Origin of the sequence: Mycolicibacterium sp. Y3 (assembly GCF_051188035.1) — a bacterium.
GTDB lineage: Bacteria > Actinomycetota > Actinomycetes > Mycobacteriales > Mycobacteriaceae > Mycobacterium > Mycobacterium fluoranthenivorans.
In genome coordinates this window covers 5,718,831-5,732,624 of the sequence record NZ_JAVQLT010000001.1, presented here as the reverse complement: position 1 = coordinate 5,732,624, position 13,794 = coordinate 5,718,831, and the positions used below count along the sequence as shown (strand labels likewise).

Annotated in this window: 20 protein-coding genes; 16 read left to right on the top strand and 4 right to left on the bottom strand. The window is 67.5% G+C overall.

The window, feature by feature from the left end:
• Positions 1 to 10 precede the first annotated feature (10 nt).
• On the bottom strand, positions 11 to 880 hold the full coding sequence (locus tag QN239_RS28105) for an HAD family hydrolase (RefSeq protein WP_372517298.1): 870 nt from the start codon (positions 878 to 880) through the stop codon (positions 11 to 13).
• 74 nt (positions 881 to 954) lie between these two features.
• On the opposite strand from QN239_RS28105, the gene QN239_RS28100 reads away from it, so the two are divergent.
• The 13 genes from QN239_RS28100 to QN239_RS28040 all read left to right on the top strand — a co-directional run bounded on the left by QN239_RS28100 (position 955) and on the right by QN239_RS28040 (position 10,235).
• Positions 955 to 1,215 carry a glutaredoxin family protein gene (locus QN239_RS28100; protein WP_499015307.1) on the top strand — a complete coding sequence of 87 codons (261 nt, stop codon included), beginning with the start codon at positions 955 to 957 and terminating at the stop codon, positions 1,213 to 1,215.
• Positions 1,216 to 1,343: 128 nt separating this feature from the next.
• Positions 1,344 to 2,705: a glutamyl-tRNA reductase gene (locus QN239_RS28095; protein WP_499015306.1), complete on the top strand. Its 1,362-nt coding sequence runs from the start codon at positions 1,344 to 1,346 to the stop codon at positions 2,703 to 2,705.
• Positions 2,706 to 2,733: 28 nt separating this feature from the next.
• On the top strand, positions 2,734 to 3,669 hold the full coding sequence (hemC, locus tag QN239_RS28090) for a hydroxymethylbilane synthase (protein WP_499015303.1): 936 nt from the start codon (positions 2,734 to 2,736) through the stop codon (positions 3,667 to 3,669).
• Positions 3,666 to 5,336 carry a bifunctional uroporphyrinogen-III C-methyltransferase/uroporphyrinogen-III synthase gene (locus QN239_RS28085; RefSeq protein ID WP_499015301.1) on the top strand — a complete coding sequence of 557 codons (1,671 nt, stop codon included), beginning with the start codon at positions 3,666 to 3,668 and terminating at the stop codon, positions 5,334 to 5,336. The genes hemC and QN239_RS28085 overlap by 4 nt, the downstream gene beginning before the upstream one ends.
• 8 nt (positions 5,337 to 5,344) lie before the next feature.
• Positions 5,345 to 6,331, top strand: a complete 987-nt coding sequence (hemB, locus tag QN239_RS28080; protein WP_499016999.1) for a porphobilinogen synthase — start codon at positions 5,345 to 5,347, stop codon at positions 6,329 to 6,331.
• Positions 6,328 to 6,768, top strand: coding sequence for a hypothetical protein (locus tag QN239_RS28075; protein WP_499015300.1), 441 nt, complete (start codon positions 6,328 to 6,330; stop codon positions 6,766 to 6,768). The genes hemB and QN239_RS28075 overlap by 4 nt, the downstream gene beginning before the upstream one ends.
• A 12-nt stretch (positions 6,769 to 6,780) precedes the next feature.
• Positions 6,781 to 7,215: a hypothetical protein gene (locus QN239_RS28070; RefSeq protein ID WP_090360322.1), complete on the top strand. Its 435-nt coding sequence runs from the start codon at positions 6,781 to 6,783 to the stop codon at positions 7,213 to 7,215.
• On the top strand, positions 7,212 to 7,694 hold the full coding sequence (gene mce1N, locus QN239_RS28065; RefSeq protein ID WP_499015297.1) for a transport-regulating membrane protein Mce1N: 483 nt from the start codon (positions 7,212 to 7,214) through the stop codon (positions 7,692 to 7,694). The genes QN239_RS28070 and mce1N overlap by 4 nt, the downstream gene beginning before the upstream one ends.
• Positions 7,691 to 7,921, top strand: a complete 231-nt coding sequence (locus tag QN239_RS28060) for a hypothetical protein (protein ID WP_499015296.1) — start codon at positions 7,691 to 7,693, stop codon at positions 7,919 to 7,921. Before mce1N ends, QN239_RS28060 begins: the two co-directional genes overlap by 4 nt.
• A gap of 98 nt (positions 7,922 to 8,019) precedes the next feature.
• Positions 8,020 to 8,913, top strand: a complete 894-nt coding sequence (locus QN239_RS28055) for an oxygenase MpaB family protein (RefSeq protein WP_499015294.1) — start codon at positions 8,020 to 8,022, stop codon at positions 8,911 to 8,913.
• Positions 8,900 to 9,490 carry a TetR/AcrR family transcriptional regulator gene (locus QN239_RS28050; RefSeq protein WP_090360594.1) on the top strand — a complete coding sequence of 197 codons (591 nt, stop codon included), beginning with the start codon at positions 8,900 to 8,902 and terminating at the stop codon, positions 9,488 to 9,490. Before QN239_RS28055 ends, QN239_RS28050 begins: the two co-directional genes overlap by 14 nt.
• Before the next feature lie 48 nt (positions 9,491 to 9,538).
• Positions 9,539 to 9,748 carry a hypothetical protein gene (locus QN239_RS28045; RefSeq protein ID WP_499015290.1) on the top strand — a complete coding sequence of 70 codons (210 nt, stop codon included), beginning with the start codon at positions 9,539 to 9,541 and terminating at the stop codon, positions 9,746 to 9,748.
• 10 nt (positions 9,749 to 9,758) lie between these two features.
• Positions 9,759 to 10,235, top strand: coding sequence for a pyridoxamine 5'-phosphate oxidase family protein (locus QN239_RS28040; protein WP_499015288.1), 477 nt, complete (start codon positions 9,759 to 9,761; stop codon positions 10,233 to 10,235).
• Here the strand turns inward: QN239_RS28040 and QN239_RS28035 are convergent.
• Entirely contained in the window at positions 10,219 to 10,599 is a 381-nt protein-coding gene (locus tag QN239_RS28035; protein WP_499015286.1) for a nitroreductase family deazaflavin-dependent oxidoreductase, read from the bottom strand. The two genes, QN239_RS28040 and QN239_RS28035, sit on opposite strands and share 17 nt — an antisense overlap.
• Positions 10,596 to 10,982, bottom strand: coding sequence for a nitroreductase family deazaflavin-dependent oxidoreductase (locus QN239_RS28030; protein WP_499015284.1), 387 nt, complete (start codon positions 10,980 to 10,982; stop codon positions 10,596 to 10,598). Before QN239_RS28030 ends, QN239_RS28035 begins: the two co-directional genes overlap by 4 nt.
• Positions 10,983 to 11,220: 238 nt before the next feature.
• Here QN239_RS28030 and QN239_RS28025 point away from each other — a divergent pair, with 238 nt between their 5' ends.
• Positions 11,221 to 11,595 carry a transcriptional regulator gene (locus QN239_RS28025; protein WP_499016998.1) on the top strand — a complete coding sequence of 125 codons (375 nt, stop codon included), beginning with the start codon at positions 11,221 to 11,223 and terminating at the stop codon, positions 11,593 to 11,595.
• 13 nt (positions 11,596 to 11,608) lie between these two features.
• On the opposite strand, the gene QN239_RS28020 is transcribed toward QN239_RS28025, so the two are convergent.
• Positions 11,609 to 12,502: an amidohydrolase family protein gene (locus tag QN239_RS28020; RefSeq protein ID WP_499015281.1), complete on the bottom strand. Its 894-nt coding sequence runs from the start codon at positions 12,500 to 12,502 to the stop codon at positions 11,609 to 11,611.
• 296 nt (positions 12,503 to 12,798) lie between these two features.
• On the opposite strand from QN239_RS28020, the gene QN239_RS28015 reads away from it, so the two are divergent.
• Both QN239_RS28015 and QN239_RS28010 read left to right on the top strand, forming a co-directional pair.
• Entirely contained in the window at positions 12,799 to 12,987 is a 189-nt protein-coding gene (locus tag QN239_RS28015; protein WP_499015279.1) for a hypothetical protein, read from the top strand.
• A gap of 182 nt (positions 12,988 to 13,169) precedes the next feature.
• The gene (locus QN239_RS28010; protein WP_499015277.1) at positions 13,170 to 13,772 is read left to right on the top strand and encodes an LppU/SCO3897 family protein; all 603 of its coding nucleotides are present in this window, start codon (positions 13,170 to 13,172) and stop codon (positions 13,770 to 13,772) included.
• Positions 13,773 to 13,794 lie beyond the last annotated feature (22 nt).

The following is a 13,794-nucleotide window of genomic DNA, read 5'->3' as shown; positions in this document are numbered from 1 at the left end:
GAAGAGCCTATCAGCGGCGCCGGGACGCGACCGCTGCCAGCGCCCCGCCCACCGCACCCAGGGCCAGCGCAGATGGCACGCCGATCCGGGCGGCCTTGCGTGCGGTGCGGAAGTCGCGGATCTCCCAACCACGTTCCCGAGCAACGTCGCGCAGTGCCGCGTCGGGATTGATCGCCACCGCGGTACCCACCAGGGACAGCATCGGCACATCGTTGAAGCTGTCCGAGTACGCGGTGCAGCGCCGCAGGTTGAGGCCTTCCCGGATGGCCAGCGAGCGGACCGCGTGCGCCTTGCCCGGGCCGTGCAGGATGTCCCCGACCAGCCGGCCGGTGAACACCCCGTCGACCGATTCGGCGACGGTGCCCAAGGCGCCCGTCAGGCCCAGCCGGCTGGCGATGGTCGCGGCCAACTCGTAGGGAGTGGCGGTGACCAGCCACACCTGTTGGCCGGCGTCGAGGTGCATCTGCGCCAGCTCGCGGGTGCCGGGCCAGATCTTGTCGACGATGATCTCGTCGTAGATCTGTTCGCCGAGGGCGGCCAGTTCAGCGGTGGACCGGCCTTCGATGAAGGCCAGGGCTTTGCGCCGCCCGGCCGCGACATCGTCGCTGTTCTCTTTGCCGGTGAACTGGAACTTGGCCTGCGCGTAGACGATTCCGAGGATGTCCTGATAGGTGAAGTACTTGCGTGCGGCCAGCCCGCGGGCGAAGTGCACCAGCGAGGAGCCGTGCACCAGGGTGTTGTCGACATCGAAGAACGCGGCCGCGGTGAGATCCGGCGGCGGCGGTGGGGGCGGGGTGAGGGCAGCTTCGGCGCTGGCTTCCCCGGCCAGCGCCTCGGCACTCTCGAACGCGCTCTCTGCGGCGCTCTCGACCCCGTCGATATCGGCGGCACCGGACTCGGACACGACACAACCCTAAGTCACGGCGGTCCGGACCCGCCGCCGATACTGGTGGCGTGGAGCATGAGGTGGTGTTGCTCACCCGGTCGGGGTGCAGCATTTGCGAACGCGCGGCGCAGACACTGGCCGCACTTGCCGGCGAGTTGGGCTTCACCTGGACGGCCACCGATGTGGACCAGGCTGCCGCCGCCGGCGATCCTTCGCTGCGCAGCGAGTTCGGGGATCGGGTGCCGGTGGTGCTGCTCGACGGAGTCGAGCACAGCTACTGGGAAGTGGATGAGGACCGGCTGCGTGCGGATCTGGAGTCCGGCCGGTAGGAGCGCAGCACGGGGGCTAGATCCGAGCTGAACCGGTACAGCAAATTTGGTAGGTGGGCTGGTAAACGGCTACTTTGGACCTGGTCCGGGCGAGCGAGGCGACGGGGAGAAACCTAGGTGATGATGCCGTGAGCGTGCTGCTATTCGGGGTCTCGCACCGAAGTGCGCCGGTATCCGTACTCGAGCAGTTGAGTACCGATGAGTCCGATCAGGCCAAGATCATCGATCAGGTGCTGCAATCCTCCCTGGTGACCGAGGCCATGGTGCTCTCGACGTGCAACCGGGTCGAGGTCTACGCGGTCGTCGAGGCGTTCCACGGTGGCTTGTCGGTGATCGGCCAGGTGCTCTCGGAGCACTCCGGGATGGGTCTGAACGACCTCACCAAATACGCCTACGTGCGGTACGCCGAGGCCGCCGTCGAGCACCTCTTCGCGGTGACGAGCGGCCTGGACTCCCTGGTGATGGGTGAGCAGCAGGTGCTGGGCCAGGTGCGCCGGGCCTACGCCTCCGCCGAGGCCAACCACACCGTCGGCCGCACCTTGCACGAACTGTCCCAGCGCGCCCTGTCCGTCGGAAAACGGGTGCACTCGGAGACCGGCATCGACAGCGCGGGCGCCTCGGTGGTGTCGGTATCGCTGGACATGGCGCACAAACGCCTGGACCAGGGCCTGGTCGGCACGACGGCCGTCGTGATCGGCGCCGGCTCGATGGGTGCCCTGGCCGCCAAACACCTGGTCCGGGCCGGTGTGTCACGCATCGACGTGGTCAACCGCTCGCTGCCGCGAGCCCGGCGCCTCGCCAACAACATCAAGGAACTCGGCGTCGAGGCGCACGCGCACGTGCTCGATGACATCTCGTCGGTCCTGGTCGACGCCGACGTGGTGATGAGCAGCACCGGCGCGGTCCGTCCGGTGGTCTCCCTGGCCGATGTGCACCACGCCCTGACCCAGCGGAACACCGGAGCCACCGGCGACCGGCCGTTGGTGATCTGCGATCTGGGTATGCCGCGCGATGTCGACCTCGCCGTTGCCGGCCTGCCGGGTGTGCATGTCATCGACATGGACCGGATCCAGCGCGAACCGGCGTCCCGGGGCGCCGCGTCCGATGCCGAGGCGGCCCGTGTCATCGTGGCCAACGAGGTTGCCCAGTACCTGGCCAGCCAGCGCATGGCCGAGGTCACCCCGACGGTGACCGCGCTGCGTCAGCGCGCCGCCGACGTGGTCGAGGCCGAACTGCTGAGGTTGGACAATCGGTTGCCCGGTCTCGATTCGGCCCACCGCGACGAGGTCGCCCGCACGGTCCGGCGCGTCGTCGACAAGCTCCTGCACGCCCCCACCGTGCGCGTCAAGCAACTGGCCGGTGCGCCCGGTGGCGACAGCTACGCCGAGGCGCTACGCGAGCTCTTCGAGCTCGATCCACAAGCTGTCGATGCGGTGTCGGGCGGCGAATTGCCTTTGATCGCAACCGAGAACGACAAGCCTGAGTTGTAGATTGGCCATTCGCGAAGACGCTGAGACCGTGATCCGGATCGGCACCCGGGGTAGCCTGCTGGCGACCACCCAGGCCGGCGTCATCCGCGACGCACTCGTCGCGCTGGGACACCCCGCAGAGTTGGTCATCATCAGCACCGACGGCGACCGATCGGATGCCCCCATCGCCGAGATCGGCGTCGGGGTGTTCACTGCCGCGCTGCGCGAGGCCATCCACGACGGCCGCGTGGACATGGCGGTGCACTCCTACAAGGATTTGCCGACCGCGCCCGATGAACGTTTCACGATTGCGGCGATCCCGCGCCGCGAGGACCCCAGGGATGCCCTGGTGGCCCGCGACGGCCTGGTGCTGGGGGAGTTGCCGGCCGGCTCGGTGATCGGCACGTCGAGCCCGCGCCGGGCCGCGCAGCTTAGAGCACTGGGTCTCGGTTTGGAAATCCGCCCCCTACGAGGCAACCTAGACACCAGGTTGAACAGGGTAAGTAGCGGTGATCTCGACGGCGTCGTCGTCGCCCGGGCGGGTCTGGCCCGCATCGGACGGCTGGCTGATGTCTCCGAGTCCCTGGAACCGGTGCAGATGTTGCCGGCACCGGCTCAGGGCGCGCTCGCGGTGGAATGCCGCGCACGTGACACCGACCTTGCCGCGGTGCTGGCGGAGTTGGACGACGCCGACACTCGCGCAGCGGTCACCGCTGAACGAGCCCTGCTCGCCGAGCTGGAGACGGGGTGTTCCGCGCCGGTGGGTGCGATCGCGGAAGTGGTCGAGTCCATCGATGAGGAAGGCCGGGTCTTCGAGGAGCTGTCGCTGCGCGGATGCGTGGCGGCGCTGGACGGATCCGACGTGATCCGTGCGTCCGGTATCGGGTCCCCCGAGCGGGCACGAGAGCTGGGGCTCTCGGTGGCCGCGGAGCTGTTCGAACTGGGTGCACGAGACGTGTTGGCAATTGAGCGGAGTGACAGATGACTGGGCACGCAGGGACCCGAGGCCGCAAGATCAAGCCCGGCCGCATCACCTTTGTGGGGTCCGGTCCGGGTGATCCCGGCCTGCTGACCAGCCGGGCGCGCGCGGTACTGACCAACGCCGCACTGGTGTTCACCGACCCCGATGTACCCGATGCGGTGCTGGCGCTGGTGGGTGCCGAGCTGCCGCCGCCGTCGGGACCACAGCCCGAGGCCGCGGCCGTGACTGCTGACGGCGTCGCCGAGTCGGCGCCCCCGGTCATCCCCGGTGGCCCGGATGTCCGGCCCGCGCTGGGGGATCCCGCGGAGGTCGCCAAGACCCTGGCCAACGAGGCCCGGCACGGCATGGACGTCGTGCGCCTGGTGGCCGGTGATCCGCTGTCGGTGGATTCGGTCATCACCGAGGTCAACACGCTGGCCCGGACCCACCTGAACTTCGAGATCGTGCCGGGTCTGCCGGACACCACTGCGGTGCCGACCTACGCGGGTCTGCCGCTGGGCTCGTCACACACCGTCGCCGATGTGCGTGGTGACGTGGACTGGGCGGCGCTGGCCGCCGCGCCCGGCCCGCTGATCCTGCACGCCACGGCGTCTCACCTGCCCGACGCCGCGCGCACGCTCATCGAGTACGGCCTGTCCGAAGGCACGCCCGCCGTTGTCACCGCGCATGGCACCACCTGCCAGCAGCATTCCGTCGAGACCACGCTTTCGGGCTTGGGGGACAAGACAATTCAGCAGGCCGCCGAGATCAGCGGGGGAACCCCGGGTCCGCTGTCGGGGCCGCTGGTGGTCACCATCGGCAAGACCGTGGCCAACCGGGCCAAGCTGAACTGGTGGGAGAGCCGGGCCCTGTACGGCTGGACCGTGCTGGTGCCGCGGACCAAGGACCAGGCCGGCGAGATGAGCGACAAGCTGGTCGGCCACGGCGCACTTCCGGTCGAGGTGCCCACCATCGCCGTCGAACCGCCGCGTAGCCCGGCTCAAATGGAAAGGGCCGTCAAGGGTTTGGTGGACGGCCGGTTCCAGTGGGTGGTGTTCACCTCCACCAACGCCGTGCGCGCCGTGTGGGAGAAGTTCAACGAATTCGGTCTGGACGCCCGAGCGTTCTCGGGTGTGAAGATCGCGTGTGTCGGTCAGGCCACCGCCGACCGGGTGCGTGCCTTCGGCATCAACCCCGAACTGGTGCCGGCCGGTGAGCAGTCGTCGCTCGGTCTGCTCGACGAGTTCCCGGAGTACGACGACATCTTCGACCCGGTGAACCGGGTGCTGCTGCCGCGCGCCGATATCGCCACCGAGACGCTGGCCGAGGGCCTGCGCGAGCGGGGCTGGGAGATCGAGGACGTCACCGCCTACCGGACGGTGCGAGCCGCTCCGCCGCCGGCGCACACTCGCGAGATGATCAAGACCGGTGGCTTCGACGCGGTCTGCTTCACCTCCAGCTCCACCGTGCGCAACCTGGTCGGTATCGCGGGTAAGCCGCATGCCCGCACTATCGTGGCCTGCATCGGCCCCAAGACGGCCGAAACCGCTGCCGAATTCGGCCTGCGGGTGGACGTGCAGCCGGAGACGGCCGCGGTCGGTCCGCTCGTCGAGGCGCTCGCCGAACACGCCGCCCGGCTGCGCGCCGAGGGTGCGCTACCGCCGCCGCGCAAGAAGAGCCGCCGGCGCTAACCGGCGGGATCCCGACTGTGTTTCCACGGCATAGGCCTCGCCGGCTGCGCTCCACGCCGGCGATGCGCCGACTCGTTGCGCAGACCTCCTTGGAGCCACGGCACCTGGTGCTGCCGATGTTCGTCGCCGACGGTATCGCCGAGCCGCGACCTATTTCCTCCATGCCGGGAGTGGTTCAGCACAGCCGGGATTCGCTGCGCCGAGCGGCCGCCGACGCGGTGTCGGCGGGCGTCGGTGGCCTGATGCTGTTCGGGGTGCCCCGTGACGAGGACAAAGACGCCAAGGGGTCGGTGGGTATCGACCCCGACGGTGTGCTGAATGCCGCCCTGCGCGATCTGTCCGCCGACCTGGGTGATGCCACCGTGCTGATGGCCGACACCTGCCTGGACGAGTTCACCGACCACGGCCATTGCGGTGTGCTGGACGCCGCCGGCCGGGTCGACAATGACGCCACCAATGAGCAGTACGTGAAACTGGCTGTCGCCCAGGCGCATTCGGGTGCGCAGGTGGTCGGTCCGAGCGGCATGATGGATGGTCAGGTGGCCGCGATCCGGGACGGGCTGGATGCCGCCGGGCACGAGGATGTCGCGATCCTGGCCTACGCCGCGAAGTTCGCGTCCGCCTTCTACGGGCCGTTCCGGGAGGCGGTGTCCTCCAGTCTGGTCGGCGACCGCCGCACCTACCAGCAGGATCCGGGCAACATCAGGGAAGCCGTGCACGAGATCGAGCTCGATATCGATGAGGGCGCCGACATGGTGATGGTCAAGCCCGCCATGAGCTATCTCGATGTGGTGCGCGCCGCCGCGGATATCTCACCGGTGCCGGTGGCGGCGTATCAGATCTCCGGCGAGTACGCGATGATCAGCGCCGCCGCGGCCAACGGCTGGATCGACCTGCAAGCCTCGGCGTTGGAGTCGCTGATCGGTATCAGGCGGGCCGGCGCCGATATCGTGCTGACCTACTGGGCGGCCGACGTCGCCGGCTGGCTGGCGTGACTCCGCCCGACCAGCCCGCCCAGCGTCCGCAAGGCCGCCAGGATGGCCGCCCGGAAGATGTGATCACGGGATTCTGGCTCTGGATGACGGCCCTGCCGTTGATGGTGATCACCAACATCATCGACACGGTGACGGCGCCGACGCCCAAGACGGCGGGGCTCGCGTACGCATTGACCGCGTTGTTCCTCGTGATCGTCACCGCGTTGGTGGTCACCTTCGCCCTGTTGATGCGCGCGGGCTACCGGTGGGCACGCACCCTGCTCACCGCGGGCGGCCTCACCGCGGTGATGTATTCACTCACCAGTCTGTTCACGGTGGACCGCGGCACGGGAGCGGCGGTGGCCTATGCGGTCTGCGCGATCACGGGTTCGGTGCTGATCGTCGGCGGGGTGTTCTTGCTGCACCGTCGGGACAGTCACGAATATCTCACCCGCTAGGCTGGCCCGACCATGTCAACAGCACCGCGTCCCCGGATCATCACCATTGCTTTCTGGCTGACGATGGTGGGTGCGGTCCTGTTGCTGGCCGGCGGAATCCTGGGTATCACCACGTCGTTGACCACACCGGTGAGCGCGTTCCCGGCGTCGATGGGCCAGGGGCAGGCGCACCGCATTCTGCTCATGCACGGCGGTGTCGGTGCCGTCCTGGCGCTCGCGGGTCTCGGCCTGAGCTTCCTGGCCGGGCGGACCCGCAACGGCGACAAGCGGTTCCGCCGGGCGCTGGCGGCGCTGGCGGGTGTGGTGGTCTTCCTCGTGTTCGTGATCGCCTTGTTCGCGCCCTACAACCTCGAACTGCTCACCCTCATCGGCGTGGTTCCGGTGGCGATCGGTGCGACGCTGTTCACCCGGCCTCCGGCCGCGGACTGGTTCGAGGATGCGTCGTGACCTCCGCTGATCATCAGGACGAGCCGGAGGTGCTGTTCTACGAGCCGGGCGCCAGCTGGTGGTGGCTGCTGGTGGGTCCGCTGTCGGCACTGGCGATGGCGTCGATTCAGCTGACCGGCGGCGCCGGCGTGCAGTTCGGTGTGCCGGCGGTGTTCCTGGTGCTGGTGAGTGGTTTCCTGGCGATCCAGATCAAGGCGGCCCGTATCCACACCTCCGTGGAGCTGACGCCGCACACCCTGCGCCAGGGCACCGAGACGATCGACACCGCCGATATCGTGCGGATCTTCCCCGAGGCGAAGGGGGCCGAAGCCGAGAAGTGGCAGTCCTACCGCGCGCTCGGTGAGCTGACCGGGGTACCGCGCGGCCGGACCGGGATCGGGCTCAAGCTCTCCGGTGACCGCTCCGCGCAGGCCTGGGCGCGGCGGCACCGTACCCTGCGGGCCGCGCTGCACAGCGTGGTGGAGGAACCGGCCCTGTGAACCGCCGTGCCCTCGTCGAACTCGTGCTGGCGTCCGTCGCGCTGGTGGGATGTGTGCTGAGCTGGCAGTCCGCCGGCGAGACCGCGCAGGCCGCCCCCATCACCGACGGCGAGCCGTCGACCACGTCGGTGGTCTACTACCCGCCGTTGATCGTGCTGGCGCTGGTGCTGGCGACGGCGGCGGGGGTGCTTGCGGTGCTGGGCATCGCGCGCCTTCGTCGGCGCTGATCTGCGCCGCACTCCTTTTTCGGTAGACATTTCACCCCCGCACGTGAGCTCCGCCACACCCGCTTGGAACAAAGTTCAAAAGTTGTAACACTGTACCCATGACCGAACTGGCCGAGCAGCCGCAGCAAGCCGACTCCCTCCCGCTGGGCCCCGAATCGCTGGTGTGGAAGTACTTCGGTGACAACCGGATGTATCTGATTGGGCCGCGCCCCGCCGTCCTGCAGAACATGCTGGCCGAGTTGGGCCAGGGCGTGCTGGATCACTCGGTGTTCTTCGCCGACACCGCCGCGCGCGTCAAGCGGTCGATTCCGCCGATCATGATGACGGTGTACGGCTCCGACGACGACAACCCCGGCCAGAAGGTGCGCGATTTCCACAAGGGCATCAAGGGTGAGATGCCCAGCCAGGATGGACAACCGGCGGCCCGCTACCACGCGCTGGATCCCGAAACCTACTACTGGGCGCACGCCACCTTCGTCGAGCAGGTGCTCTACTTCGCCGATACGTTCGTCAAGCGGCTGAGCGACGACGAGAAGGAGCGGATCTATCTGGAGTCCAAGGCCTGGTACCGCCGTTACGGCGTGAGTGACCGCGCCATGCCCGCCAGCTACGCGGAGTTCGTCCAGTACTGGGACCGGATGATGGACGAGATCGTGGTCGGCCACAAGACCGCCCAATACGGCGTCGGTTATGTCACCAAGGGATTCCCCAAGCCCAAGGGCGTCTCGCCGCTGGCGTGGAAACTGATTGCGCCGGTGTTCAACCCGATGGCGGCGTTCCTCACCACCGGCGGCCTGCCGCCGCGGGCCCGGGTGCTGCTGGACCTGCCGTGGACGGAGCGCCAGGAGCGCAACTATCAGCGTTTCGCCGCGTTCTGGCGGTCCAGGCCGGTGAACTGGATCTGGGATCGGCTGCCGATGTCGGTGCGCTACAACAAGTTCGCACAGCGGGGTTATGCCAGCCAACAAGCCCGCCAACATGCCGGCGCCTGACGCCACGCAACTGATCCTCGACGCCGCGCTCGTCGAGTTCGAACGGCACGGGTTTCGCCGCGTCGCGCTTGACGACGTCGCGAAGCGGGCCGGCGTCAGCCGCACCACCATCTACCGCCGGTTCGTCAACCGTGACGAACTGGTGGGTGCGGTCATCGAGCGCGAGAACGTGGCGCTGTTCGCCGATATCGCACATGAGCTGAAAGCGGCAGGCCCGCAATCGAATTACTACGTCGAGGCGTTCACCCTGTCGATCCTGCGGTTCCGCAGGCACCGGGTGCTCAACCAGATGGTCATCGACGAACCCGCACTGGTGATGGAGCTGATGCACCGGCACTACGGGGCGGCGGTCGGGCGGATGGCCGACGCGCTGCGGGTGATCTTCCCGCCGGGTTTCGCCGACCGGATCGGTGAGCGGGCTGTCAACGACCTGGCCGACACGATCCTTCGTTATGCGGCAATGGCGTTGCTGCTGCCGAGCGTGGAACCGTTGCAGACCGCCGACGATATCCGGGCGTTCGCCGTCACGCATTTCCTGCCGAGTCTGCCGGCGGCGCTGCGCACCATCTCGGCGTGATCGCGCCGTGCAGTGTTTGGTGGGTCACAGTTGCGGGCAGCCTGACATATGAGTAACGAAGGCCAGCTGCCCGCGCAAGAGCCACTGGAAGTCACCGAGGAACACCACAAGAAGGCCGAAGACGTCATGAAGTCCTATGACGACTCTCGGCCGACCGTCACGCTGCCCGGCAGCGACGGCACGGTCTCGGGGACTGCCATCAACGATTGGCTGGATGGCTACGGCAAACCCCGCTACGGCGAGGCCGACAAGACATAACCTGACCGGTGTGACCCCGCTGGAGCGAATCGCACCTGCCTTCATCGAGATGGCTCATTCGATCGTGTGGGCCTCGGTGGCCACCGTCGACGCCGACGGCCGGCCGCGCAGCCGGATTCTGCATCCCATCTGGGAGTGGGACGGGACCGATCTGCTGGGCTGGATCGCGACCGCGCCCACCCCGGTCAAGAAGGCGCACCTGGCGGTGCACCCGTACGTGTCGGTGAGCTACTGGACGCCCAGCCACGACACCTGCAGTGCCGAGTGTCTGGTCGAGTGGTACACCGACGATGAGACCCGCACCCAGGTGTGGGACAAATTCGCCAGCGGCCCGGCCCCGGTCGGCTACGACCCGAGCATCATCCCCGGCTGGGACGGCCCGACCTCACCGTCGTTCGCGGCGCTGCGACTGACGCCCCATCGCCTGCGGGTGATGCCGGGTTCGGCGATGATCACCGGCGCCGGGGTGCTCAACTGGCACGCGTGAGCAGCAGGGTGAATTCGACACCCGTCGCCTGGAGGAGTCTGCGCCACGGGGTCCGGGCCACCGCCAGCGCATCGAGGGTCGGCACCACCCGGGGGTCGGTCACGGCGAACGTTCGGCCGAGCATCTGAACCCGGCCGCCGCCGGCGGCCAGCAGGTTGCGCACCCAGTCGGTATCCGTCCCGTAGGGCAGCAGCACGGCGACGCCGTCGGTGGTGGAGAAGGCCGTCACCGGCGTGCGGTACGCCTTGCCCGATCGGCGGCCGACATGTTCGACGGTCGACCACAACGGCAGCCAGCCCGACAGCGGTGCGACCACCCGGTTGGTGTACTTCCGGTTGAACTCCGCCCGCCCCCGTGCGGTCACGAGCCCGTCCGGGTCAAGAGCACGGCCTGCTCGAAGGGGATGTGCGGGAAGACGAATCGAGCCGGCCCCGTGACGGTCTGTGCCGCTTCGGCTTTGGTGACCACCCGGGGATCGGCGTAGCCGGCGGTCCGGCCGCCCCGCTTGATGGTGGCCGTGCCGGTCGCGGTGATGTTCTTCAGCCAGTCCCGATTCGGGCCGTAGCTGAGCAGGATCGCGACGCCGTCGTGGGTGCTGAACACCGACAGCGGTGTGCGGTAGGGCTTTCCGGACTTACGGCCGACGTGCTCGAGGATGCCCATGGTGGGCAGCCAGCCCGCCCACAGCCGTTGGATCGGGTTGGTGACATGCCGGTTGAACCGGGCCAGCCATTGCGGTAGCTGCATGGTGTCGATCCAAGTCCGATATGGGGGCTATCACAAGGGCTGTTGAGGCCGCCGACATCGATTCGTCGTGCATTATCATGACTGATGTATCATCCTATTAAATGCGTTCACGATCGACAAGTTCCGTCCCCAGGTCAGGGCCGGTGGGTGAGGGGGGTATGCGGTGCTCAAGCGTGGCGCGGTGGTGATCGATACGCCGCTGCGCCGTCGGCCGCGGACCCGCGTGTCCGCGGCGGATCTGGACAGTTTTGCCGCCCGTCTGAATCGGCTGTTCGACACGGTCTACCCGCCGGGGCGCGGTCCCTACTGCAGTCGTGAACTGGTGACTGCATTGGAGAACCGCGGGTTGGCGCTGTCCGCGCCGTATCTGTCTCAGCTGCGCCTTGGCCGGCGCGGTAACCCATCGCTGGAAACGATGGAGCTGATTGCCGAGTTCTTCGGGATCCGCAGTGACTACTTCACCGGACGCGACGAGAGCTACCGTAGGCGGCTCGACGACGAGCTGTATTGGCTTGCGCTGTCGCGCAATCCAGGCATCCGCCGCGTCACCACCGCGCTGATCCAGTTGCCGCCCAAGCGCCGGGAGAAAATCCTTGCTGAAGCAGGGGTCTGACCGCCGGTGGAGGTCATGAGTCGGCTATTCCGAGCGCTCGCAGGGCGTTGTCCTTCAGCACGCGATCAACGGTTGCTGCAGGGAGGTCCAACGTGGCGAAGTCATCGCGCCAGAGGTCGGCATCATGACCGGGATAACCGGAGCCGAAGAGGACCTTCGTAGACAACGTGGTCCTGATCGCGTCGACGAGCTGTGGTGGGAAGTCTTTGGGGGACGTTCCGGACAGGTCGATGTAGACGTTGGCCTTGTGGGTCGCAATGGCGATCTGCTCGTCGAGCCACGGCACCGCGGGGTGGGCCATCACGATGTTCAGTTCAGGAAAGTCGGCAGCGATATCGTCGAGCATCATCGGGTCGGAGTAGCGGAGCTTGATCCCGCGTCCGCCGGGCCGGCCGGCGCCGATGCAGGTCTGGCCGGTGTGGAAGAGCAGGGGCAGCGAATGCTCGGCGATGGCTTCGTAGATGGGGTAGAACTGCCGATCGTTGGGTTCGAATGCCTGAACACTCGGATGGAATTTGAACCCTCGTACCCCGTATTCGCCGGCGAGTCGGTGCGCGCGATGGACGGACGCGGTGCCTTGCCAGGGGTCGACCGATCCAAACGGGATCAGCACGTCTGCGTTCAGCGCGGCTCGTTCGGCTATCTCCTCGACGGAATTCGGCGCGCGCCCGGTTGCTGCAGTGGCGTCGACGGTGAAGACCACGGCGGCCATATTGCGTTCGCGATAGTACTGGGCCACCGCGTCGATGGTCGGGATCGCTCCCGTCAGTGGCGACGCAGCGCTCTGAATCGAGAGCGCAGGCTCGTCGGTACGCCAGCGCCGGCCGTCCCAGTCGATGGACACATGAGCGTGGACGTCCAGCGCATCGATGGCGTCGAAATCGATGCCGCACGCATAAAAGGTCATGACCGGCCGGCGCCGATCGATCCTGCCTGCGCTGTGACGGAAAGGAGGGCGACGGGCCCAGAACATGTCTGCATGCTCAGTTAGTCGCTGTCGGTGCCTCAAACCGAATGGTGATGCGCATTACATGACAGTGAGGTAAGTCACCGTTCGGTTCGGTGCTCGGTTTGCGACTCATCCATTGCGGCCCCATCGGCGGTGTGGCCGCACGACAAGGAAGGGTGGCCACACCGATGGGCGATAGCGCAGAACCTGAAGAATATCCGGAGACCTCAAACGAATTCGCGATCGGTGACCGTGTGAGGATCCACGCCGGTTCCGAGCGCGAGGTCGGCGGCGTCGTCGTCGAGGACTTCGGCGCACACGCCGGGTACAGCGTCGATATCGGCGGTGACCACATCGTCGACGCGGGCCGCCGCTGGGCCATCAGCACCGACAACGGCGACCTCGAATTCCACGACACCAGTGCTCTCTCCGCTGGAGAGTGAACCTGCACGACGCGGACACCCGCGCCCGCCGGGTCCTGCCTCAATCGCCTTTGCGCCCTTGTGGTGAAGGTCACCGTTCGGTTTGCCCGCCCGGGCCCGACTACCTCTTGCGGGACTTGAAAGCCCCCCCGCGGCACGCACCGCGAGCTGAGGACCGATCTGATCGAGAAGCGAGCAGGACCATGACCAACGAGCACACCAAATCTTCTGCGGCCAAGGAGCGTTGGGGGACTGGCCGAAGCGCGCGCCTCGCGTTCGTCGTTGTCGGCATCCTTCTGGCGATCACCACGAACCTGGGCCTACGCGAGATGCGCCACGAGCAGGCTGCTCCAGCAGCGGCCGCGGAACAGGAACCGACGAGTCTTGTCGTGGGGGAATGCGTCGTGGTCGGCGCCGGGGCGGATACGGCAGGCAGCAGTATCGAGCACAGCGACTGTGCCGTCGACCCCAGCTACACCGTGGCCGCGGTCTACGAGGGTGACCAGGAATGCGCCGGACCGAATTACGCCGACCACGCGTGGATCGTCGGCGGCAAGCCTGCCAGGCGGGTCTGTTTGGTGCAGAACCTCGCCGCAGGTCATTGTTACCGTGTCTCACAGGCCACCGCCGTCATCAATCACGTTGACTGCGCCGCCGGTTCGGGTGGGCAGCAGTTCAGAGTCGTCGACCGAACCGACAGTCTGAACGCCGGACCGTGCCCCGACGGGGTTGTCGCCTACACCTATCCAGTCCCGCCGCGCACCTACTGTCTGGCGACCGACTCACCTGTGCCGGCCGAACCGTGATCCGACGGAGGGAACGCTGGTG

Bases quoted from the DNA above. Each gene is read 5' to 3' on its own strand.
- QN239_RS28085 (WP_499015301.1), top strand. From the start codon at position 3,666: ATGACTGGGCACGCAGGGACCCGAGGCCGCAAGATCAAGCCCGGCCGC.
- QN239_RS28055 (WP_499015294.1), top strand. From the start codon at position 8,020: ATGACCGAACTGGCCGAGCAGCCGCAGCAAGCCGACTCCCTCCCGCTG.
- QN239_RS28010 (WP_499015277.1), top strand. From the start codon at position 13,170: ATGACCAACGAGCACACCAAATCTTCTGCGGCCAAGGAGCGTTGGGGG.
- QN239_RS28030 (WP_499015284.1), bottom strand. From the start codon at position 10,982: ATGCAGCTACCGCAATGGCTGGCCCGGTTCAACCGGCATGTCACCAAC.
- QN239_RS28070 (WP_090360322.1), top strand. From the start codon at position 6,781: ATGTCAACAGCACCGCGTCCCCGGATCATCACCATTGCTTTCTGGCTG.
- QN239_RS28050 (WP_090360594.1), top strand. From the start codon at position 8,900: ATGCCGGCGCCTGACGCCACGCAACTGATCCTCGACGCCGCGCTCGTC.
- QN239_RS28020 (WP_499015281.1), bottom strand. From the start codon at position 12,502: ATGACCTTTTATGCGTGCGGCATCGATTTCGACGCCATCGATGCGCTG.
- QN239_RS28045 (WP_499015290.1), top strand. From the start codon at position 9,539: ATGAGTAACGAAGGCCAGCTGCCCGCGCAAGAGCCACTGGAAGTCACC.